The following is a 21,292-nucleotide window of genomic DNA, read 5'->3' as shown; positions in this document are numbered from 1 at the left end:
GCGCTATGGCAGCCGGGCTCTTTCCCATCGTCCGCCATACCGCTCCCATGGGCGAAAGCGCGAAAAGCGAAAGCACAGTGTCAACTTCGCTTTTAGCCCACAAGACCATGAATTTCTTGCCGGAATCCTGTAGGATTGCAAAGTTTACAGTGTCAACTTTGTAAACTTCGCCTCCGGGAGGATTCCCTCAAGCCCTGGGCTGATAGGTCTGGTCTGCCGTGGGGAAGCTGCGGGCGCGCACTTCCTCGGCATATTTCGCCACGGTCCGGTCGATCACGCCCGCGATGTCCTCGTAACGCTTCACGAAGCGGGGCACGCGCTCGAACATGCCGAGCATGTCCTCGGTGACGAGCACCTGTCCGTCGCAGCGGGCCGAGGCGCCGATGCCGATGGTGGGGCAGGCCACCGCCTCGGTCGCGGCGATGGCGATGGGTTCGACCACGCCCTCGACGACGATGGCAAAGGCCCCGGCCTCGTCGAGCGCCCTGGCGTCAGAGACGATCTTCTCGGCCTCCGCATCGGAGCGGCCCCGCGCGCCGTAGCCGCCGAGCACGTTGACCGCCTGCGGGGTGAGGCCGACATGGCCCATCACGGGAATGCCGCGCTGGTTGAGGAAGGCGACCGTTGGCGCCATCGCCGCCCCGCCTTCGAGCTTGACCGCCGCCGCCCCGGTCTGCTTCAGAAGAAAGGCTGCACTTTCAAATGCCTGCTGCGGCGAGCTTTCGTAGCTTCCGAAGGGCATGTCCACCACCACGACCGAATGATAGGACCCGCGCACCACCGCCGCGCCGTGGTTCGCCATCATCTCGAGCGTGACCGGCACGGTCGAGGGCAGGCCGTAGATCACCTGGCCGAGCGAGTCCCCGACCAGCAGGAGGTCGCAATGCGCATCGAGGATCTGCGCCTGCCGCGCGGTGTAGGCGGTGAGCATCACCAGCGGGTCGGCCGTCACCCCGCCCGTCTTGCGCGCCCGGATCGCCGGCACGGTCAGCCGCCGCATCGGGGCGGGCGTGGGGTTGGCGCGGCTCGTGCTCGTGTCGAGCTGGAAGGTCGTGGACATGGGCCGGGGGTCTAGCGTCTGCGCGCCCCGGGGGAAAGCCTCGCTTTGCCGCTTGTGTTGCGGGCGTGTTGCGCTAGCGTTGCGCCCTGACGATCGCGCGGGGGAACTGCCTGCGATCAATGGGAGACCAATTCCAGATGTTTCTTGACCGGATCAAGCCGCTCGATGCGATTCTCGCGACGGCGGAAAAGAAATCGCTGCACCGCTCGCTGGGCGCCGTGCAGCTGACGCTGTTCGGCATCGGCTGCATCATCGGCACCGGCATTTTCGTGCTCACCTCGGCCGGGGCGCAGAAGGCGGGACCGGGGCTGATGCTGGCCTTCATCATCGCCGGGGCCGTCTGCATCGTCGCGGCCCTGTGCTATGCCGAGATCGCCGCGATGGTGCCGGTGGCGGGCTCTGCCTACACCTACACCTATGCGACGATGGGCGAACTGCTCGCCTGGACGGTCGGGTGGGCGCTGGTGCTCGAATATGCGATCGCCGCCTCGGCAGTGTCGGTGGGCTGGTCGGGCTATTTCGCGGGGACGATCCTCAACGAGTTCTTCGGGGTCAGCCTGCCAGCCTGGCTGAGTGCCGGGCCGCTGGTCCTCGGCGGGTCGGAAGGCGGGCTGATCAACCTGCCCGCGCTCGTGATCGCGCTGCTCGTCACCTGGCTGCTGATGGTCGGCACGACCGAGAGCGCGCGGGTCAATGCCGTGCTGGTGGCGATCAAGATCACCGCGCTGACCGCCTTCATCGGCCTTACGCTGACGAGCGCCTATTTCGACCCCGACAAGTTCAACCCCTTCCTGCCGGCCGGCGTCTTCGGCGGCTTCGGCAGCGGCGTGGGTGCGGTCGGCGCGGCCGCGACGATCTTCTTCGCCTACGTGGGCTTCGATGCGGTCTCGACCGCGGCCGAGGAGACCAAGAACCCGCAGCGCAACGTGCCGATCGGTCTGGTCGGCTCGCTGCTGATCTGCACCATCTTCTACATCCTCGTCGCCGCCGGCGCGATCGGCACCATCGGCGGCCAGCCGATCATGGGGCCGAATGGGGTGCCCTTCCCGGCGGGCTCGGAGGAGCTGGCGCGCCAGTGTCTCCTGCCCGAGCACCGCGATGCGCTGGTTTGCTCGAACGAGGCGCTCGCCCACGTGCTGCGCCAGATCGGCTTCTCGGGCATCGGCAACGTGCTCGGCATCGCCGCCTTCCTCGCGCTGCCCTCGGTGATCCTGATCCTGCTGTTCGGCCAGACCCGCATCTTCTTTGTGATGGCGCGTGACGGCCTGTTCCCGGAGAAGCTGGCAGAGGTCCACCCCAAGTGGAAGACGCCCTACATCGTCACCGGGCTGACCGGCCTGCTGGTGGCGGTCGCGGCGGCGTTCCTGCCGGTTGGGCAGCTGGCCGACATCGCCAATGCGGGCACACTCTACGCCTTCTTCATGGTGGCGATCGCGGTGATGCTGCTGCGCAAGCAGGCGCCCGACCGCGAGCGGCCCTTCACCGTGCCCGCGCTCTGGCTGATCGGGCCGCTTACGATCGGGGGCTGTCTGTTCCTGTTCCTCAACCTGCCCACCGAGGCCATGCTGGTCCTGCCCATCTGGACGATCATCGGCTTCGTGATCTACTTCGCCTACAGCCGCGGCAACAGCCATCTGGGCCGCGGCGTGGTGGTCGTGGTCGACGACATCGAGGGCGAGGAGAAGATGGTGCCGATCCAGACCCCGGACAACTGATCGTCCTTTCGGACCCGAACCGCGAAGGGCCGCCCGTTGGGGCGGCCCTTCTGCTTTGGGGGACGGGGCGATTGCCAAGTCGGGCATGTTGGAACATAATGCGAACAAATGAGTCGTTCGCCCATGTCCTCCACGTCTTTCAGACCCTCGCCCGCGCGTGTCCTTTCCCGCCCCGTGCCCGAGCCGCGCTGGCGGCCCGGCCTGCCTGCGCAGCCGTTCCATTCCGAGATCTTCGCCCCTGCCGGCGAGGCGAGCGGGGCGGGGCTGGCGCTGGCTCTGGCGCGCGATGCTCTGGCGGCAGCAGGGGAGGGTGAGGAGACCCGCCAGGTCCTGTGGGTGCAGGACCGCGCCGCGATCCGGCTCGGCGGGCGGCCGTGCCTTGCAGGGCTCCCGCCGGACCTGCGCCACCGCCTGATCCACGTCGCCGCCGCCACGCCCGAAGACGCGCTCTTCGCATTGGAGGAGGGGCTGAAGTGCCGCGACCTCGCCTGCGTGATCGGCGAGATCGCCGGCAACCCGCGCGCGCTCTCCTTCACCGCCTCGCGCCGGTTGAGCCTCACCGCCGAGCGCCACGGGGTCAGGCTGTGGCTGGTGCGCCTCGATGCCACGCCCGACCTGTCCTCGGCGCGGATGCGGTGGCAGGCCCGTGCGGCGCCTTCCGCCGCCCCGCGCTGGAATCCCGCCGCCCCCGGCACCGCCACCTGGCATGCCGAACTGTTCCGCGCCCGCACCCACCTGCCTGGCCAATGGAGCCTCAGCGATGACGCCGGAACCCTGCGCCTCGCCGGCGACCCCGACCTCGAAACCGCCGCGCCGGATCCTGTCCGTCTGGCTCGCCCGACTGTCGGTCGATCGCTGGCGGCGCGCGTCCACGCCTGAGGCCGATGCCGCGCCCACCGCGCTGATCCTCGAGACGGCGCACGGCCCGCGCATCACTGCCGCCAACGCGGCAGGGACTGCGGCAGGGGCGCGGCCCGGGATGCTGCTCGCCGACGCCCGCGCCCTGTGCCCCGATCTCGCCGCCGTCCCCGCCGATCCAGCGGGCGATCTCGCCGCGCTCGAGAAGCTCGCCCTGTGGGCGCAGCGCTGGGGGCCGTGGAGCGCCCTCGATCCGCCCGACGGCGTGCTGGTCGACGTAACCGGCGCCGCGCACCTGTTCGGCGGCGAAGAGCGCCTGCTCGGGGATGTCGTCGCCGCCTTCGCCGAGCGCGGCCTCACCGCCCGCGCCGCCCTCGCGCCCACCGCAGGCGCGGCCTGGGCGCTGGCGCATTACGGGCGGGGTGCGACGATACTCGCGCCCGAAGACGATCCCCTGCGCCTGCTGGCCGACCTGCCCGTCGCCGCGCTGCGCCTCGATGACGATGTACTGACCGTGCTGCGCCGTCTCGGGATCAAGCGGCTCGGCGAACTGGCGGGGGTCAGCGGCGCCCGGGATGATCCGGCGCGCGAGGCCGCCGCGCGCGATGCCCTGCGCCGCCGGTTCCGCAACCGCCATGCACCCGCCGCCAACCCGCTGCTGCGCCTCGACCAGCTGCTCGGCAAGGTGCCCGAGCCGCTGCTGCCGGTCATCGACAGGCCCATGCCGCTGGTCCAGCGCCGGCTGATGGAACCGCTGCGCCACCGCGCCCCGCTCGACACCGTGCTCGCCGATCTCGCCGCCGACATGGTGCGTGCGCTCGAGGCGCGGGGGGAGGGCGCGCGGCGGCTAGAACTGGCCTTGTGGCGGGTCGATGGCGAGGTCCTGCAACGCCGCATCGAACTTGCCGCCGCGACCCGCGAGGCGGCGCACATCACCCGGCTCTTCGCCACGCGGCTCGACGATGTCGAGGCCGGGTTCGGGATCGAGATGGTGCAGCTGCGCGCCAGCTGGAGCGAGCCGCTGGCCCTGTCGCAGGCCGATCTCGATGCCGCCGCCGAGAGCCACGGGACCGCGCTTGCCGCCTGTATCGACCGGCTGACCATCCGCCTCGGGCCGCGGGCCGTCACCCGCCCGGTACCCCGCGCCAGCCACATTCCCGAGCGCGCGCAGAGCTGGCAGCCGCCGCTCGCCCCCGTTCCGACCGTCCAGCAGGCGCTCGCCTTCCACACCCGTCCGCTGAAGCTGCTCGACCGCCCGGAGCCGATCGCGGTGCTCTACGCTTCGCCCGACGGCGTTCCCCAGCGCTTCCGCTGGCGAGGGCAGGTGCGCGAGGTGGCCCGCGTCGAGGGGCCGGAGCGGATCGCGCCCGAATGGTGGCGCGAACGCTCCACCACGCGGCTGCGCGACTATTACCGCATCGAGGACGAAGCCGGGCGGCGCTACTGGATCTACCGGCAGGGGATCATCGGCGACGGACGCGGCGGGGTGCCGGACTGGTTCCTGCAGGGCCTCTATGCCTGACGATCCCGGCGTTCCCGCTCAGCTTTCCTTTACCGCTTCGTGCAATGCTCGCTCCCATGAACCTCGATTCGATCCCGCGTGCTTCCGACCGCAGGCCGATCAGCCTGACGGTGAAGAGCCGCGTGCGCTCGCGCGTGGTGTTCGTTGACCTGCTCGATCTGTCCGAGGGGGGGTGCAAGATCCGTGCGAAGCCGGGCTTTGCCGAGGTGGGTGACCGGGTGACGATGAAGGTCAACGGGATCAACGCTCCGCTCGGCTCGATCGCCTGGGTCGATGGCGGGCTCGCCGGCGTCGCCTTCGAAGGCGCGATGCATCCCGCAGTGATCGATTTCCTGTGCGAGGGCGGCTCCGCCCGCGACGACGGCCCGAGGCTGCGGCGCATCTACTGATCGCAGGCCAGACCCGCTTGCAAGCTTTGCATTTGGCACCGGCGCTGTAGGAACATATAAGGAACACACGAAAGGTGTTCCTCGTTCCCATGCCCCAGCAGACCCTCCGCCAGAAGCTCGAGATCCTCGCCGATGCGGCGAAATACGATGCTTCCTGCGCCTCGTCCGGCACAGCGAAGAAGAACTCGCTGGGCGGCAAGGGCGTGGGCTCGACCGAGGGGATGGGGATCTGCCACGCCTATGCGCCCGACGGGCGCTGCATTTCCCTTCTGAAGATCCTGCTGACCAACTACTGCATCTTCGATTGCCACTACTGCATCAACCGCAAGAGCTCGAACGTCGCCCGCGCAAAGTTCACCCCGCAGGAGGTGGTGGACCTGACGCTGAACTTCTACCGCCGCAACTATATCGAGGGGCTGTTCCTCTCCTCGGGCATTGTGAAGAGCGCCAACCACACGATGGAGCAGCTCGTCGAAGTCGCGCGGATCTTGCGGGAGGAGCACGATTTTCGCGGCTATATCCACCTCAAGACCATTCCCGAGGCCGATGCCGAGATCATCCATCAGGCGGGCCTCTATGCCGACCGCGTGTCGATCAATGTCGAACTGCCGACCGACACCGGCCTGACCCGCCTCGCCCCCGACAAGAACGCTCGCCAGATCGAGGGCGCGATGGGGCGCACGAAGGAGCGCATCCTCACCGCCAAGGACGAGCGCAGGAAGTTCCGCTACGCCCCCCGCTTCGCGCCTGCGGGCCAGTCGACCCAGATGATTGTCGGTGCCGACGATGCCAATGACGCGGCCATTATCGGCAAGGCGAGCCGACTCTACGACAATTTTGGGCTGCGGCGCGTCTATTACAGCGCCTTCTCGCCGATCCCCGATGCTTCCGCCGTGCTGCCGCTGAAGCGCCCGCCCTTGCTGCGCGAGCACCGGCTCTACCAGTCGGACTGGCTGATGCGCTTCTACGGCTTTGCCCCGCAGGAAGTGGCGGACGCTGCCGGGGCGGACGGGAACCTGCCGCTCGATATCGACCCGAAGCTGGCCTGGGCACTGAAGTTCCGCGAGAGCTTCCCGATCGATGTCAACCGCGCGCCCAGGGAGCTGCTGCTGCGCGTGCCGGGCCTCGGGACCAAGGCGGTCGCGCGCATCCTCACCTCGCGGCGGCACCGCAAGTTGCGATTGGACGATGTGGCGCGGCTCACGGCCTCGCTCGCCAAGGTCCGCCCCTTCATCTGCACCGTGGACTGGCGGCCGACCTTCCTCACCGACCGCGCCGACCTGCGCCTGATCATGGCACCCAAGGTCGAGCAGCTGGAGCTGTTCGGGTGACGGCGATGCAGCACGTCTCGCTCGGCTCCCGTTACGCCGTGCACCTGCCCGCGCCTGACGACTTCGCTGTCTGGCGCGAGCGGGCGCGGGGGCTGGTGCAGTGCGATGTGCCGCCGGACCGGGTTTCGTGGGTGGAGCCGGGCGGGACGGGTGATCTGTTCGCCTCCGAAGGTCCGTCACGCAGCGAGAAGCGTCTGCCCGTGCCGCCCGCCGATGCGCCGCCAGTGCGTGCCAGCAAGCGCTTCCTCGAACTCGCCCGCCATGCCGCGCTGCATTCCGACCCCGCGCGCTTCGGCCTCCTCTACCGGGTGCTGTGGCGCTTGCAGCGCAATCCCCGTTTGATGGAGGACAAGGCCGACCCGGAGGTGCGCCGGATCGAGGAACTCGCCAAGTCGGTGCGGCGCGACGCCCACAAGATGCACGCCTTCGTCCGCTTCCGCGAGGTCGAGGAGGAGGACGGTACCCCCCACTTCGTCGCCTGGTTCGAGCCCGATCACCACATCGTCCGCGCCGAGGCGGGCTTCTTCATGCGCCGCTTCGCCAACATGCGCTGGTCGATCCTGACCCCGCGCGGGAGCATCCACTGGGACGGCGAGACCATGCGCGAGGGGTCCCCGGCGCGGCGCTCCGACGCGCCTTCGGGTGATCCGGTCGAAGACCTGTGGCGCTCCTACTACGCCTCGATATTCAATCCCGCGCGGCTCAAGGTCGGCGCTATGCTGTCGGAGATGCCGAAGAAATACTGGAAAAACCTGCCCGAGGCCGCGCTGATCCCGCAGCTCATCGCCGGGGCGCAGCAAAGGGAGGCGGCGATGGTCTCGTCCGGCAGCCTCGACTTAGGCGAAAGGCCCGCGACGCTGGAGGGCGTGGACACAGCGATCCACGCCTGCCGCAACTGTCCGATCGGCGCGCTCGACAACCGCGCGGTGATGGGGGAAGGCCCGCTGAACGCACCTCTGATGATCGTCGGCGAGCAGCCGGGCGATCAGGAGGACAAGGCCGGGCGGCCCTTCGTCGGCCCCGCAGGCCAGCTGCTGGGGGACTATCTCGAACGCGCCGGTATCGACCGCAGCCAGGCCTACGTCACCAACGCGGTCAAGCACTTCAAGTTCGTGTGGAAGGGCAAGCATCGCCTGCACCAGTCGCCGGGCGCCAAGGAGATCGACACCTGCCGCTGGTGGCTCGAGACCGAGCGCGACATCGTGAAACCCCGCCTCGTGCTGGCGCTGGGGGCGAGCGCGGCGCGGGGGCTCCTCGGCAAGACGGTGAGCATCTCCAGGGCGCGCGGGACCCCCATGCAGCTCGAGGACGGCACCGAGCTGTGGGTCACCGCGCACCCCTCCTACCTGCTGCGCCTCGAAGGCGAAGCGCGCGAGGAACAGGCACGCCTCTTTGCGGCCGACCTCGCGGCGGTGAGGGAGCGGCTCGCGGAGCTGGCGGGCTGACATGCCCGACGCCCCGCTCACTCCCGACAAGCGCACGCTCGCCATCGACCCCGCGGACATCGCGCCGCCCAAACGCGCGCCTTTCGTCGAACTGGGCCTCGTCAGCTGCTTCAGTTTCCTGCGCGGGGCCTCGGATGCGGTCGATCTGGTGCTGGCAGCGCACGCGGCGGATTATGACGCGCTGGGGATCGCCGACGTCAACTCGATGGCGGGCGTGGTGCGCATCCATACCGAGGCGAAGACGCTCAAGCTGCGCCCGGTGATCGGCTGCCGGATCGAGACGGTCGAGGGCCTCGCCTTCCTCGCCTACCCGCAAGACCGCGCTGCCTATGGTCGGCTCTGCCGTCTCATCAGCGCCGGCCGGATGCAGACATTGTCGGGCGGGTGGCAGGACAAGGGGGTGTGCGAGATCGACCTCGCGCTGCTGGCGGCCCACGCCGAGGGGGTGCAACTGATCTCGCTGCCGCCGGACGATCTCGACGCGCAGTTCACCATCGCGGTGCCGAGCAACGTCGTCCCGTTTCGTCGTCCGCAGGAGAACGGCCCCCCGGATCAGGTTCAGGGCGGGGAGAGCATGGAGCGCACCGCTCCGTTCCAAGAGCTCCTGCCGCACATCGCCGAACAGCTTCCCAGCCTCAGGCACATCGCCGCCGCCTACCTTTACAGGGGCGACGACATCGCGCGGATCGAGCGATTGGACGCCCTCGCGCGCGCCCACCGCCTCGGCCTGCTCGCCACCAACGACGTGCACTACCACGCCCCCGAACGCCGCGCGCTGCAGGACGTGATGACCGCGATCCGGCACAAGACCACCGTCGCGGCCGCCGGCCACCTGCTCCACCCCAATGCCGAGCGGCACCTTAAGTCGCCGGAGCAGATGCAGCGCATCTTCGCCCGCTGGCCCCACGCGATCCGCGCCGCCCGCGAGGTCGCCGACCGCTGCCGGTTCAGCCTCGACGAGCTGCGCTACGAATATCCCGAGGAGATCTATCCCGACGGGCAGACCCCGCAGACCTTCCTCGAAAGCGAGGTCTGGAAAGGGGCAGGGCGGCGCTACCCGTCGGGCGTGCCCGACTCCGTGCGCCAGACGCTGGAGCGCGAGCTCGCCCTGATCGCCACGCTCGATCTCGCCCGCTACTTCCTCACCATCAAGGACATCGTCGATTTCGCACGCGGCTGCGATCCGCCGATCCTGTGCCAGGGGCGGGGCTCTGCCGCCAATTCCGCCGTGTGCTACGTCCTCGGCATCACCAGCGTCGATCCGGCCAAGCACCAGCTGCTGTTCGACCGCTTCATCTCGGAGGAACGGAAAGAACCGCCCGATATCGACGTCGATTTTGAGCACGAGCGGCGCGAGGAGGTGATCCAGTACATCTACAGGAAATACGGCCGCCACCGCGCGGGCCTGTGCGCCACGGTCATCCACTACCGTCCGCGCATGGCGATCCGCGAGGTGGGCAAGGCGATGGGTCTGTCCGAGGACGTCACCGCCGCGCTGGCGCGCACCGTGTGGGGCGGGTGGGGGCGCGAGATCAGCGAGAAGCACGCCGCCGAAACCGGGCTCGACGTGACCGATCCGCACCTGCGCCGGGTGCTCAAGCTCACCGAGCAGATGATCGGCATGCCCCGCCATCTCGGCCAGCACGTCGGCGGCTTCATCCTCACCGAGGGGCTGCTCACCGAGACCGTGCCGATCGGCAACGGCGCCATGCCCGAACGCTCCTTCATCGAATGGGACAAGGACGACATCGACGCGCTCGGCATCCTCAAGGTGGACGTGCTGGCGCTGGGGATGCTGACCTGCATCCGCAAGTGCCTCGATCTGCTGGGGGCGCATCATGGCCGCGCTTTGACGCTGGCCACTGTCCCGCGCGAGGACCCGGAGACCTATGCGATGCTGAGAAAGGGCGACTCCCTCGGCGTCTTTCAGGTCGAGAGCCGCGCGCAGATGAACATGCTGCCGCGCTTGCGCCCGAGGGAGTTCTACGACCTCGTCATTCAGGTCGCGATCGTGCGGCCCGGGCCGATCCAGGGCGACATGGTGCACCCCTACCTGAAACGCCGCCGCGGGGCCGAGCCCGTCCGCATCCCCGCTCCTGCGCCCGAGCACGGGCCGCCCGACGAGCTCACCAGCATCCTCGGCCGCACCTTGGGCGTGCCGATTTTCCAGGAACAGGCGATGAAGATCGCGCTCGACGCCGCGAAGTTCACCAGCCTCGAGGCCAACCGGCTGCGCAAGGCTATGGCGACCTTCCGCAGCCGCGGCATGGTCGACGAACTCCAGGACATGATGGTCGAACGCATGGTCGCGCGCGGATATGACCGCGACTTCGCGCAAAGGTGCTTCAACCAGATCAGGGGCTTCGGCGAATACGGCTTCCCCGAAAGCCACGCGGCGAGCTTCGCGCAGCTCGTCTATGTCTCGAGCTGGCTCAAGTGCCACTACCCCGCCGCCTTCGCCTGCGCGCTGCTCAATTCGCAGCCGATGGGCTTCTATGCCCCTGCGCAGATCGTGCGCGATGCGCGGGAGCACGGGGTGACGGTGCTGCCGGTCGATGTGAACGCGAGCCTCTGGGACTGCACGCTGGAAGGCGAGGCCCTGCGCCTCGGCCTCCGGCAGATCGACGGTCTGCCCGAACACGTCGCCGCCGCGCTCGTCTCGGTGCGCGAGGCAGGGGGGGCTTACCGCGACATCGCCGATCTGCGGGCGCGGGGCGGGCTCTCGCCGGCGCATATCGAGCGGCTCGCCAGCGCCGATGCCTTCACCTCATTGGGCCTCACCCGCAGGCAGGCCCTGTGGGACGCCCGCAGCCTCATCCCCGCGCCCGACCTGCCGCTGTTTCGCGCTGCCGGGGTGCGCGAGGAGGGGGCGGAACGGGCACGGATCGCGCTTCCCGCCATGCCGCTCTCCGAGGAGGTGGTGGCCGATTACCAGACCACCCGCCTCAGCCTGAAGGCGCATCCGATGGCCTTCCTGCGCGCCGACCTCGCCCAGCGCGGCTTCGTGCGGGCCTGCGACTTGCGCGCCCGCAAGTTCCGCTCGATGGTGCAGGTCGCCGGCGTGGTGCTGATCCGCCAGCGCCCCGGAAGCGCCAAGGGCGTCACCTTCATCACCCTTGAGGACGAGACCGGGGTCATCAACCTCGTCGTCTGGCCCGATCTCAAGGAGAAGCAGCGCAAGGTGGTGATGGGCGCGCGGCTGATGGAGGTGCGCGGCCGGGTCGAATACGACGACGAGGTGATCCACGTCATCGCCGCCCACATGACCGACGCGACGGCGCGGCTCCACGCGCTGTCGGACGACCTGCTCGAGGCACCGCTCGCCCGGGCCGACGAGGTCAACCGCCCCATGCCCGAGCGCGGCCCGCCGCTGCCCCGCGATCTGATCGACGAACTTGCGCCACGGCCCAACGTGACCGGCCACCCGCGCGATCACAGGATTTTGCCCAGGTCGCGCGATTTCCACTAGGGCCGGACAGATGCCACCCGCCGCGCCCAACCCCCATTTCCGCGCCGCCCGCCGCGCCCTGTTCGCCCTTGTGCCGCTGCTAATGGCGATCGCGGGATGGCAGTGGCTCCAGAACCACCCCCAGCACAACCCCTGGGCCCCGCTCGACCTCAATGATCCGCCAGGCTGGGCGACGCGCACCAAGCTGGCCCGCCTCAAGGAGGACGTCGGCGCCTGCCGGGCGGTGCTGGCGCGCAGCGACATCGCCTTCACCGCGCTCGATGCGGCCGGGGAGGGGGAGTGCGCCCGGCCCGACCGCACGCGACTCGGCGACTACCCGCTCAGCCCCGACACGCCGCCGGTGACCTGCCCTGTCGCCATCGCCCTCGAACTGTGGCGGCGCGATTCGGTGGCGCCTTCCGCGCGCCGGATCCTCGGCAGCGACATTGCCCGGATAGAGCACCTGGGCGCCTTCTCCTGCCGCCGGATGTATGGCGCGAGCGAGGGCCGCTGGAGCGAACACGCCACCGGCAACGCCATCGACATCGCGGGTTTCGTGCTGGAGGACGGCCGGCGGATCAGCGTGCTCGGCGACTGGGACGGCGAAGATGCCGAAGCCCGCTTCCTGCGGGCGGTGCGCGACGGCGCCTGCAAGAGCTTCGCCACCGTGCTCTCGCCCGATTACAACGCGGCCCATGCGGACCACTTCCATCTGGACCAGGACGGGCGCTGGAGCGGGGTGTGCCGTTAGGGCGAGACGGGCGAAGTTTACAAAGTTGACACTGTAAACTTCGCAATCCTACAGGAATTATGTCGGTATATTAGAGGCATGGACGCCAAAACCGAAGTTGACACTGTGCACGGCGTTTTTCGGCCGGCCGCTGCGGCAAAGCAGCGGCAGCCGGCGAAAGGGCGCGGGGGGCTGGACGATCGCAAAGAGCCGTCCGCACCATAACCACGCCCCGTCCGGTAGGAAAGCGCGCCCGCTCCCCGCCGCCGCTGTGCGGCGTTAGCTCGCCTCGAGCGCGTAGCCGGCCGAGCGCACCGTGCGGATCGGGTCCTTCGCGCCTTCGACCGTGATCGCCTTGCGCAACCGGCGGATGTGGACATCGACCGTGCGCAGCTCGATGTCGGAGCCGGTGCCCCACACCCCGTCGAGCAGCTGGCCGCGGCTGAACACCCGGCCCGGGCTTTCCATGAAGAACTTGAGCAGCCGGTATTCCGTCGGCCCCAGTTGCAGCGCGCGGCCGCGGCGCTGGACCTTGTGGGCGACCGGATCGAGCCGCAAATCGCCGACCTCGATGGTCTCGCCGGCGAGCGCAGGGCGGATGCGGCGCATCACGGCGGCGACGCGGGCCAGCAGTTCGCGCGGGGAAAAGGGCTTCGTCAGGTAATCGTCCGCGCCGGTTTCGAGGCCTCGCACGCGGTCGTCCTCGGCCTCGCGGGCGGTGAGCATGATGATGGGGACGTGAGCGGTCTCCTTGTCGCGGCGCAGCCGGCGGCACACTTCGATCCCGCTGGTGCCCTCGATCATCCAGTCGAGGATGATCAGATCGGGCGTCTCCTCCGCGGCGAGCACCAGCGCCTCGTCCCCGTCGCCGGTGCAGCGCACGGCGTAGCCTTCGTTCTGGAAGCGGTATTCGAGCAGTTCGGAGAGCGCCGGATCGTCTTCGACCAGCAGCAGTTTGGCAGCGGACATACGGATGATGCCTCCTTGCGGCTCCCCCTGGAGCGCGCGTCACCGACGCCTATGTTTCACTTGCGCGACAATTTGATGAAAACGCACATGGCAAATTTTCAACAGGACAATGACAGGCCCGGCGCCTCAGCGATCGCCCTCGGGAGGATAGACGCCGGTCGCGGCGAAGTGGACCATCTCGGCGACGTTGGTCGCGTGATCGCCGATCCGCTCGATGTTGCGGGCGACGAACAGCAGTTGCGCCGCGCTCGAAATGGTCGAGGGATTTTCTACCATGTAGCTCACAAGGTTGCGGAAGATCGAGTTGTAGAACCCGTCGACCTTGGCGTCCGTGGCGATCACCTCGCGGGCGAGGTCGGGGTCGCGCGCGGCATAGGCGGTGAGCACGTCGTGAACCATCTCGCCCGCAAGTTCGCCCATCGTCGGCAGCAGGGTCAGCGGCTCGAACCGGGCGCGGCCCTCGATCATGCCGACGCGCTTGGCGATGTTCTTGGAATAGTCGCCGATGCGCTCCAGCACCCCGCCGATCTTGAGCGCGGCGATCACCTCGCGCAGGTCGTCGGCCATGGGCGCGCGCAGTGCGATGATGCGCACCGCCAGCTTATCGACCTCCGTCTCGAGCGCATCGATCCGCTTGTCGCGCAGCACGACCTGCTCGGCCAGCACCTCGTCGCCGCGCACCAGCGCGTCGAGCGATTCCGCGATGGCGACCTCGGCGAGGCCGCCCATCTCCGCGATCAGGCCGCGCAGCCGGGTGATATCCTCGTCGAATGCCTTGACGGTGTGTTCAGCCATCAGCCGTAACGTCCTGTAATGTAATCTTTCGTCCGCTCCTCGATGGGATTGGTGAAGATTTCGGAGGTGGGACCATACTCGACCATCTTGCCGAGGTGGAAAAATGCGGTGCGCTGGCTCACCCGCGCGGCCTGCTGCATCGAGTGGGTGACGATGACGATGGCATAGCGGCCGGAGAGCTCGTCGATCAGTTCCTCGATCTTGGCGGTGGCGATCGGGTCGAGCGCGGAGGCCGGCTCGTCCATCAGGATCACTTCCGGATCGACCGCGATGGCGCGGGCGATGCACAGGCGCTGCTGCTGGCCGCCCGAAAGGGCCGTGCCCGAATCGTCGAGCCGGTCCTTGACCTCGTCCCACAGCCCCGCGCGGGTCAGCGAGCGTTCGACGATCACGTCGAGATCGGCCTTCTTCTCGGCAAGCCCGTGGATCTTGGGACCGTAGGCGATGTTCTCGTAGATCGACTTGGGGAAGGGGTTCGGCTTCTGGAACACCATGCCCACGCGCGCGCGCAGCTGGACCACGTCCATGCGGCTGCCGTGGATGTCTTCCCCGTCGAGCTCGATCAGCCCCGTCACCCTGGCCGCGCCGATGGTGTCGTTCATGCGGTTGAAGCACCGCAGGAAGGTCGACTTCCCGCAGCCCGACGGGCCAATGAAGGCGGTGACGTAATCGGGCGAAATGTCGATCGACACCTCGTCGATGGCTTTTTTCTCGCCGTAGAAGACACAGACATCGCGCGCGCGGATCTTCGCGCTTTCGTCGGTCATATTGGGATGGATGACTGTCACCAGCGTTTCTCGAACTTGTTGCGGAGGTAGATTGCGACGCCGTTCATGGTCAGAAGGAACGCGAGCAGCACGATGATAGCCGCACTGGTGCGCTCGACAAAGCCGCGGTCGATTTCGTCGGACCACAGGAAGATCTGCATCGGCAGGACGGTGGCGGGGGAGGCGAAGCCTTCGGGCGGGGTGGCCACGAAGATGCGCATCCCGATGAGTAGCAGCGGCGCGGTCTCGCCCAGGGCACGGGCCATGCCGATGATGGTGCCGGTCAGCATCCCCGGCAGGGCGAGGGGCAGGACATGGTGGAACACCACCTGCACCGGCGAGGCGCCGATGGCGAGCGCGCCGTCGCGGATCGAGGGCGGCACGGCCTTGATCGCGTTGCGGCCTGAGATGACGATCACCGGCATGGTCATCAGCGCCAGCGTCATCCCGCCGATCAGCGGGGCCGAGCGCAGGTTGGGGAACAGCGCGAGAAATACGGCAAGCCCGAGCAGGCCGAAGATGATCGAGGGCACGGCGGCAAGGTTGCTGATCGAGACCTCGATGATGTCGGTCCAGCGGTTCCTCGGCGCGTATTCCTCGAGATAGAGCGCCGAAAGCACCCCGATCGGGAAGGCGAGCACCAGCGTCACCAGCATGGTCAGCATCGAGCCCTTGAGCGCGCCCCAGATGCCGACCGATTGCGGCGAGGTGGCATCCGAGCGGGCGAGGAAGCCCCAGTCCCAGTTGCGCGCGAGCTTGCCTTCGGCGGCGAGCCTGTCCGCCAGCGCCTGCGTCTCGGCCGGGCCTTCGTCCTGGAGACCGGCGGCGAGCGCCGAGGTGACGGGGAGATTGAAGGTCGCGCTCCGGCCGACGAGCCCGGGATCCTCGGCCAGCGCCGCGGCGACATCGCGCCAGGCCTCGGGCGAGATCTGGGCGGCGGCGTCCTTGCCGACCTGCTCCTCGGCGAAGAAGGTGACGACGTCCGGCAGGCCCTGCATCTCTAGCGTCTGGCTGGCGCTCGGCGCGGTCAGCGACGTCGCATCGCCGGTGATCCCGCTCGCCGGGAAATCGATGGTGACCTCGAGTTCGGCGCGCTGGAAACCACCGATGCCGTTCATCAGCATGTTGCCGAGCAGGAACACCAGCACCGCGACCGAGAACACGACCGCGCCGAGGCCGAGGCGCTTGAAATTGCGCTCGGCACGGTAACGCCGGGCGAGACGCTGCTCGAAGGCGGGTGTGCGGGTCGGGCCGAGCGGCTGCGCGGCGGGTGCGGGCGCGGTTTCGGACATGGGAATGCTGCTCATTCGTAGGCCTCCCGGAAACGCTTGACCACGCGCAGGGCGATGAAGTTGAGCGCCAATGTCACCATGAACAGCACGAAGCCGAGCGCATAGGCGCTGAGCGTCGCCGGGTGATCGGTGCTCTGCTCGCCGGTCAGCAGCTTGACGATCTGCACGGTGACGGTCGACATCGGCTCCAGCGGATTGGCGGTCAGATTGGCGGCGGGCGAGGCGGCCATGACGACGATCATCGTCTCGCCGATCGCGCGGCTGACCGCGAGCATGATCCCGGCTACGATGCCGGGAAGGGCGGCGGGGAAGAGCACGCGGCGGATCGTCTCTGAGCGGGTCGCGCCCATCGCGAGGCTCCCGTCGCGCATCGCGCCCGGGACCGCGGCCATCGAATCGTCCGCCATCGACGAGACGAAGGGGATGATCATCACCCCCATCACGATCCCTGCGGCAAGCGCGCTCTCGGTCGAGGCGCTGGTGATGCCCACCGCCACCGCCGCATCGCGGATCATCGGGGCGAGCGTGAGGGCGGCGAAATAGCCGTAGACCACCGTCGGCACGCCCGCGAGCAGTTCCAGCAGCGGCTTGATCCAGGTGCGCACCCGCGGGTCGGCATACTGGGTGAGGTAGATCGCGCTCATCAGGCCGAGCGGGATCGCCACGATCATGGCGATGATCGCGCCGATGAAGATCGTCCCCCAGAACAGCGGCACCGCGCCGTAGCGCGAGGGATCGACCGAATCCGCCGCCGTCATCGTGTCCGGGCCCCACTTGGTGCCGAACAGGAAATCGACCGGCGATACCATGCCGAAGAACCGCACCGTCTCGAACACGAGGCTGGCGAAGATGCCGAAGGTGGTGAGGATCGCCACCAGCGAGGCTACGAGGAGGATCATCATCACCGTCCGCTCGACCCGGGTGCGGGCGCCGAACTGCGGCTTGAGGCGCAGGAAGGCGAGCGCGCCGCCGGCAATGGCGATCAGCACGGTCACGATGATGCCGATGGTGTTGTAATGGGCGAAGGCCTCGCGGAAAGGCGCGATCAGCGCCTCAGCCTCGTCGTTGAAGACCCCCGGTGCCTGGCCGAGCGCCACCGCCCGCGCCTCGCCGAGGAAGGCGTCACGCTCGAATCCGAAGGCCGGCAGGCTCTCGGCCGCGGGCGAGGCTAGCACCGATTGCAGCACCAGCTGCGGCGCGATCACGCTCCAGGCGACTACGAAGCCGAGCACCGGCAGCACCACCCACAGCGCGACATACCAGGCATGGTAGATCGGGCGCGAGGCGGGGCGCGTCGCCACGTCGCCCGTCTGGAAGCTCCACGCCTTGGCACGGCCTGCCAGCCAGCCGAGCAGGCCGAGGCCGAGAGCAATCAGGATCAGCGTGATCGGCGACATGTTCAGACCTGTGGTTCCTGCCGGAGGTGCGCGTCGGGTGTCGGGCCGAGTGAGAAAGCCACGGCACGGGCTGCGCGAAGCCAGCCTCCACGCCATGGGCGCGCCATGTTGAAGAAATAAGACACGTTTATGACACTTGTTGCGTTTCGGGCGCGCGGGGGTCGTTGTCGCCTGCTGCGTTGTCGCTTCCGGCAAGCGGCAGCGCCCCGGGCGGATCGCGTTCCGCGAGCGGAATCCGCACCACCACGCGGGTGCCCTTGCCGAGTTCGCTGGTGATGTCGAGCCGCCCGCGGTGCCGCTCGACGATGTGCTTGACGATCGCAAGTCCGAGGCCCGTGCCGCCCGAGGCACGGCTGCGGCCCGGGTCGGTGCGGTAGAAGCGCCGCGTGAGGTGCGGAATCTGCTCGGGCGCGATGCCTTCGCCCTCGTCCTGCACCGCGATGCGCGCCAGATCGCCCTGCGCCAGATCGAGCGTCACGTGCACCGGCGCGTCGGCAGCGCCGTATTTCAGGGCGTTGTCGACGAGGTTGCGCACCACCTGTTCGAGCTGCTGGAGATCGCCCAGCACCACCGGCTCGGCTGCGAGATCGAGCTTCAGCCGCTCGATCCGCTGCGGCCCCGCCGCATCGCGTGCCGCTCGCTCGACGAGCGAGGCGAGGTCGATCCGTGTCGTGGGCAGATCGTGCTTCTCCGCCTCGACCCGGCTGAGGCTCATGAGATCGCTGACCAGCGCCTGGAGCCGCTGCGCCTCGCGCTCGATGATGCCGAGGAACTTGCGCGCGGTCGGCGTGTCGATCTCGCCGTCGCCTTCCTGAAGCGTCTCGACATAGCCGATGATCGCGGCGAGCGGCGTGCGCAGTTCGTGGCTCGCATTGGCGACGAAATCGGTGTGCGCCCGGCTGATGTCGGCCTCGGCGGTCTGGTTGATGAATTCGAGCATCGCCAGCCGGTCGTCGATTCTCTGGCGGCTGATCTGCCAGATGTCGCCGCGCCTCACGAGCCCGCGCACGATCGCCTCGCCCTGGCGGTTCTCGCCGAGCAGGCTGATCGCCTCGGGCTGGCGGAGCGCGACGCGCGCGTCCTGGCCGATGATATGCGGCCCCAGCATCCTGCGCGCCGAACGGTTGGCGAGCGCGATGGTGTTGCGTTCGGTGATGACGAGCGGGATCGAGGAGTCCTCGATCAGGTCGCGGATCGAATCGAGGGTGAGGCGCTGCTGGACCTTGGCCTTGGGCGGCTCGGGCGGGCGGCCTGCGGCAACGAGCAGCGATCCGACCCACACCGTCAGCACGGCGAGCGCGATCACCACGTCGGTCCCCAGCATCAGCAGCGCCACGAAGGTCACCGCCGCAAGGCTGATGCCGGCGATGGGAATGTTCTGGCCGCTGCCCATGGCCAAGCGCCTTACAGGCTGGCGGCCCCGGTGGGAAGCGCCGAGCGGTGCCGCGATGCGACGAAAAAGGGCGGCGAGGCCGAAGCCTGCCGCCCGCTTGTCCGCTTCCGGAAGAGTGGTGACCCGTACGGGAATCGAACCCGTGTTTCAGCCGTGAAAGGGCCGCGTCCTAACCGCTAGACGAACGGGCCACGTCCGGTGCGGAAGCGCGCCTTTAGGGGGGTGCTTCGAGACGGTCAACCCCCGACTTGCGCAAAAATTCGCAGGGGCGTGGCTGGCGGTGCAAAAGCCCCCGCTCAATCGGCGAAGGCGGCGTCTTCAAGTTGCAATTCGGCCGCCGGCCGGCTGCCCCAGTCGTCGATCTTGGCGCGGCCCGCGAGATGGAAGCGGCGGCCCTGGTGGCGGTGGAGCAGGGTCTGGCCCATCTCGGTCTCGGCGGCGCGGAACGCGATCGCCTTGAAGCTCCGCCCGTCATTGCCGCTGGCGATGATCCGGACATGATCCTTGCCGACGATGTCCGCCTTGACGATCCGGACCGGCCCCACGGCGACGCGGGGCGCAGGCCAGCCGACGCCATAGGGCCCTGCCGCCTCCAGCGTCTCGACCAGACCGGGGGTGAGGCCGCCGGGCGCCAGTGCGAGGTCGAGCAGCATCGCCGCCCCGGCGCGGGCGCGTTCGACATCGCGGGCGAGACGCTCGTCGAGGAAGCCGGCGAAGTCCGACAGGCGCGCCGGGTCGATCGTCAGCCCCGCCGCCATCGCGTGCCCGCCCCCGGCGACCAGCAGCCCGGCCTCGCGCGCGGCGATGATCGCGGCGCCGAGATCGACGCCGCTGATCGAGCGGCCCGAGCCCTTGCCCTGCGTCTCGTCGAGCGCGATCACCACCGCGGGTTTGCCGGTCTTCTCCTTGATCCGTCCTGCGACAATCCCGATCACCCCGGGGTGCCAGCCATGCCCGCTGAGCACCTGCACCGCCATGTTGTGCTGGCCTGCGAGCTGCGCCTCGGCAGCTTCCTGCACCTCGGCCTCGATCGCGCGGCGTTCCTCGTTCAATTGCGAGAGCTGGGCGGCGATGGCGCGGGCTTCCTCCGGGTCGGCGGTGGTGAGCAGGCGCACGCCGAGGGTCGATTCGCCGATCCGCCCGCCCGCGTTGATCCGGGGGCCGAGCGCGAAGCCGAGGTCGCTGCATTGCGGCGCGCGGGCGAGGCGGCTTGCGTCCATCAGTGCCGCCATGCCGATCCGCCCGCGGCGGGCGAGCACTTTCAGCCCCTGCGCCACGAAGGCGCGGTTGAGGCCGTGGAGCGCGGCGACATCGGCGACCGTGCCCAGCGCGACCAGATCGAGCAGGCCCATGAGGTCGGGCTCTGCGCGCCCACCCGCGAACCAGCCGCGCCCGCGCAGGGTGCGCACCAGCGCCACGCCGAGCAGGAAGGCGACGCCCACCGCCGCAAGGTGGCCGTGTGCTGCGCCGAGGTCGCTCTCGTCGAGGCGGTTGGGATTGACCAGCGCGTGGGCGGGGGGAAGGTCGGGCGCGCACTTGTGGTGATCGACCACGATCACGTCCACCCCCGCATCGCGCGCCATGCCGAGCGCCTCGTGCGCCATCGCCCCGCAGTCGACGGTGACGATCAGCTGCGATCCGGCCTCGGCGAGCCTGACCAGTGCCTCTCCGCTCGGGCCGTAGCCTTCCAGCAGGCGGTCGGGGATGTAGTAACCGGCCTCGAGCCCGAGCTGGCGCAGCAGCTCGATCAGCAGCGCAGCGCTGGTCGCGCCGTCGACGTCGTAATCGCCGTAGATCGTCACCCGCTCGCCCGTCATCACCGCCGCGGCGAGGCGCTCGGCGGCGGCGTCCATGTCGCGGAAGGTGGAAGGGTCGGGGAGGAAGGCGCGCAGCGTGGGCTGGGCATGGCGCGCGAGATCGTCCTCTGCGACGCCGCGGGTCAGCAGCAGCTGGTCGAGGATCGAATGGTCGAGGCCGTGCACCCCGTCGCCCAGCTCCATGTTCCCGCCGCGCCAGCGCCACGCCTTGCCCGAGAGCGAGGCGGCAACGCCGAGCACCGGCGCGAGACCGGGCGAGGAGGGAAGCGAGCGGGAGGCCATCGCCTGTCGCGATAGCGCAAAGGCCCCGCGCCATACAGATGCGCGGCGTTGACAATCGACAGCCCTGCGCGGCAGCCTTCTC

At 68.9% G+C, this 21,292-nt stretch carries 16 protein-coding genes and 1 tRNA gene; 8 read left to right on the top strand and 9 right to left on the bottom strand.

From position 1 onward, the window contains the following. Positions 1–187: 187 nt before the first annotated feature. Positions 188–1,060 carry a 3-methyl-2-oxobutanoate hydroxymethyltransferase gene (gene panB, locus ACMX37_RS08570; protein ID WP_483145528.1) on the bottom strand — a complete coding sequence of 291 codons (873 nt, stop codon included), beginning with the start codon at positions 1,058–1,060 and terminating at the stop codon, positions 188–190. A gap of 137 nt (positions 1,061–1,197) precedes the next feature. On the opposite strand from panB, the gene ACMX37_RS08565 reads away from it, so the two are divergent. The 8 genes from ACMX37_RS08565 to ACMX37_RS08530 all read left to right on the top strand — a co-directional run bounded on the left by ACMX37_RS08565 (position 1,198) and on the right by ACMX37_RS08530 (position 12,519). Then, on the top strand, positions 1,198–2,775 hold the full coding sequence (locus ACMX37_RS08565) for an amino acid permease (protein WP_483148385.1): 1,578 nt from the start codon (positions 1,198–1,200) through the stop codon (positions 2,773–2,775). Between the two features lie 174 nt (positions 2,776–2,949). Continuing rightward, entirely contained in the window at positions 2,950–3,654 is a 705-nt protein-coding gene (locus ACMX37_RS08560) for a recA-like protein (protein WP_483145527.1), read from the top strand. Then, positions 3,536–5,155 carry a DUF6504 family protein gene (locus ACMX37_RS08555; RefSeq protein ID WP_483145526.1) on the top strand — a complete coding sequence of 540 codons (1,620 nt, stop codon included), beginning with the start codon at positions 3,536–3,538 and terminating at the stop codon, positions 5,153–5,155. The genes ACMX37_RS08560 and ACMX37_RS08555 overlap by 119 nt, the downstream gene beginning before the upstream one ends. 56 nt (positions 5,156–5,211) lie before the next feature. Continuing rightward, positions 5,212–5,544 (top strand): PilZ domain-containing protein, encoded by a 333-nt coding sequence (locus ACMX37_RS08550; RefSeq protein ID WP_483145525.1) that lies wholly within the window; start codon positions 5,212–5,214, stop codon positions 5,542–5,544. 89 nt (positions 5,545–5,633) lie between these two features. After that, positions 5,634–6,875 carry a putative DNA modification/repair radical SAM protein gene (locus ACMX37_RS08545; RefSeq protein WP_483145524.1) on the top strand — a complete coding sequence of 414 codons (1,242 nt, stop codon included), beginning with the start codon at positions 5,634–5,636 and terminating at the stop codon, positions 6,873–6,875. Then, positions 6,872–8,320 (top strand): UdgX family uracil-DNA binding protein, encoded by a 1,449-nt coding sequence (locus tag ACMX37_RS08540; protein ID WP_483145523.1) that lies wholly within the window; start codon positions 6,872–6,874, stop codon positions 8,318–8,320. Before ACMX37_RS08545 ends, ACMX37_RS08540 begins: the two co-directional genes overlap by 4 nt. Before the next feature lies 1 nt (position 8,321). Then, positions 8,322–11,789, top strand: a complete 3,468-nt coding sequence (locus ACMX37_RS08535; protein ID WP_483145522.1) for an error-prone DNA polymerase — start codon at positions 8,322–8,324, stop codon at positions 11,787–11,789. A gap of 10 nt (positions 11,790–11,799) precedes the next feature. Next, a complete protein-coding gene (locus tag ACMX37_RS08530) occupies positions 11,800–12,519 on the top strand; it encodes an extensin-like domain-containing protein (RefSeq protein WP_483145521.1) in 720 nt (239 codons plus the stop codon). A 258-nt stretch (positions 12,520–12,777) separates the two neighbouring features. Here ACMX37_RS08530 and phoB read toward each other — a convergent pair whose 3' ends face one another. The 8 genes from phoB to recJ form a co-directional block, all read right to left on the bottom strand. Further along, a complete protein-coding gene (phoB, locus tag ACMX37_RS08525; RefSeq protein WP_483145520.1) occupies positions 12,778–13,467 on the bottom strand; it encodes a phosphate regulon transcriptional regulator PhoB in 690 nt (229 codons plus the stop codon). A 126-nt stretch (positions 13,468–13,593) separates the two neighbouring features. Continuing rightward, positions 13,594–14,262 (bottom strand): phosphate signaling complex protein PhoU, encoded by a 669-nt coding sequence (gene phoU, locus ACMX37_RS08520; RefSeq protein ID WP_483145519.1) that lies wholly within the window; start codon positions 14,260–14,262, stop codon positions 13,594–13,596. Beyond that, positions 14,262–15,029 (bottom strand): phosphate ABC transporter ATP-binding protein PstB, encoded by a 768-nt coding sequence (pstB, locus tag ACMX37_RS08515; RefSeq protein ID WP_088915565.1) that lies wholly within the window; start codon positions 15,027–15,029, stop codon positions 14,262–14,264. The genes phoU and pstB overlap by 1 nt, the downstream gene beginning before the upstream one ends. Positions 15,030–15,046: 17 nt before the next feature. Then, entirely contained in the window at positions 15,047–16,336 is a 1,290-nt protein-coding gene (gene pstA, locus ACMX37_RS08510; protein WP_483145518.1) for a phosphate ABC transporter permease PstA, read from the bottom strand. Further along, positions 16,333–17,718 carry a phosphate ABC transporter permease subunit PstC gene (gene pstC, locus ACMX37_RS08505; protein ID WP_483145517.1) on the bottom strand — a complete coding sequence of 462 codons (1,386 nt, stop codon included), beginning with the start codon at positions 17,716–17,718 and terminating at the stop codon, positions 16,333–16,335. The genes pstA and pstC overlap by 4 nt, the downstream gene beginning before the upstream one ends. A gap of 127 nt (positions 17,719–17,845) precedes the next feature. Next, positions 17,846–19,111, bottom strand: a complete 1,266-nt coding sequence (locus tag ACMX37_RS08500; protein WP_483145516.1) for a sensor histidine kinase — start codon at positions 19,109–19,111, stop codon at positions 17,846–17,848. Between the two features lie 116 nt (positions 19,112–19,227). Then, a tRNA-Glu gene (locus ACMX37_RS08495) sits at positions 19,228–19,302 on the bottom strand. Between the two features lie 105 nt (positions 19,303–19,407). Next, the gene (gene recJ / locus ACMX37_RS08490) at positions 19,408–21,210 is read right to left on the bottom strand and encodes a single-stranded-DNA-specific exonuclease RecJ (RefSeq protein WP_483145515.1); all 1,803 of its coding nucleotides are present in this window, start codon (positions 21,208–21,210) and stop codon (positions 19,408–19,410) included. Positions 21,211–21,292: the final 82 nt, after the last annotated feature.

It is taken from the genome of Porphyrobacter sp. THAI-01a (assembly GCF_056868655.1).
This window is presented reverse-complemented; position numbering and strand designations above follow the sequence as displayed.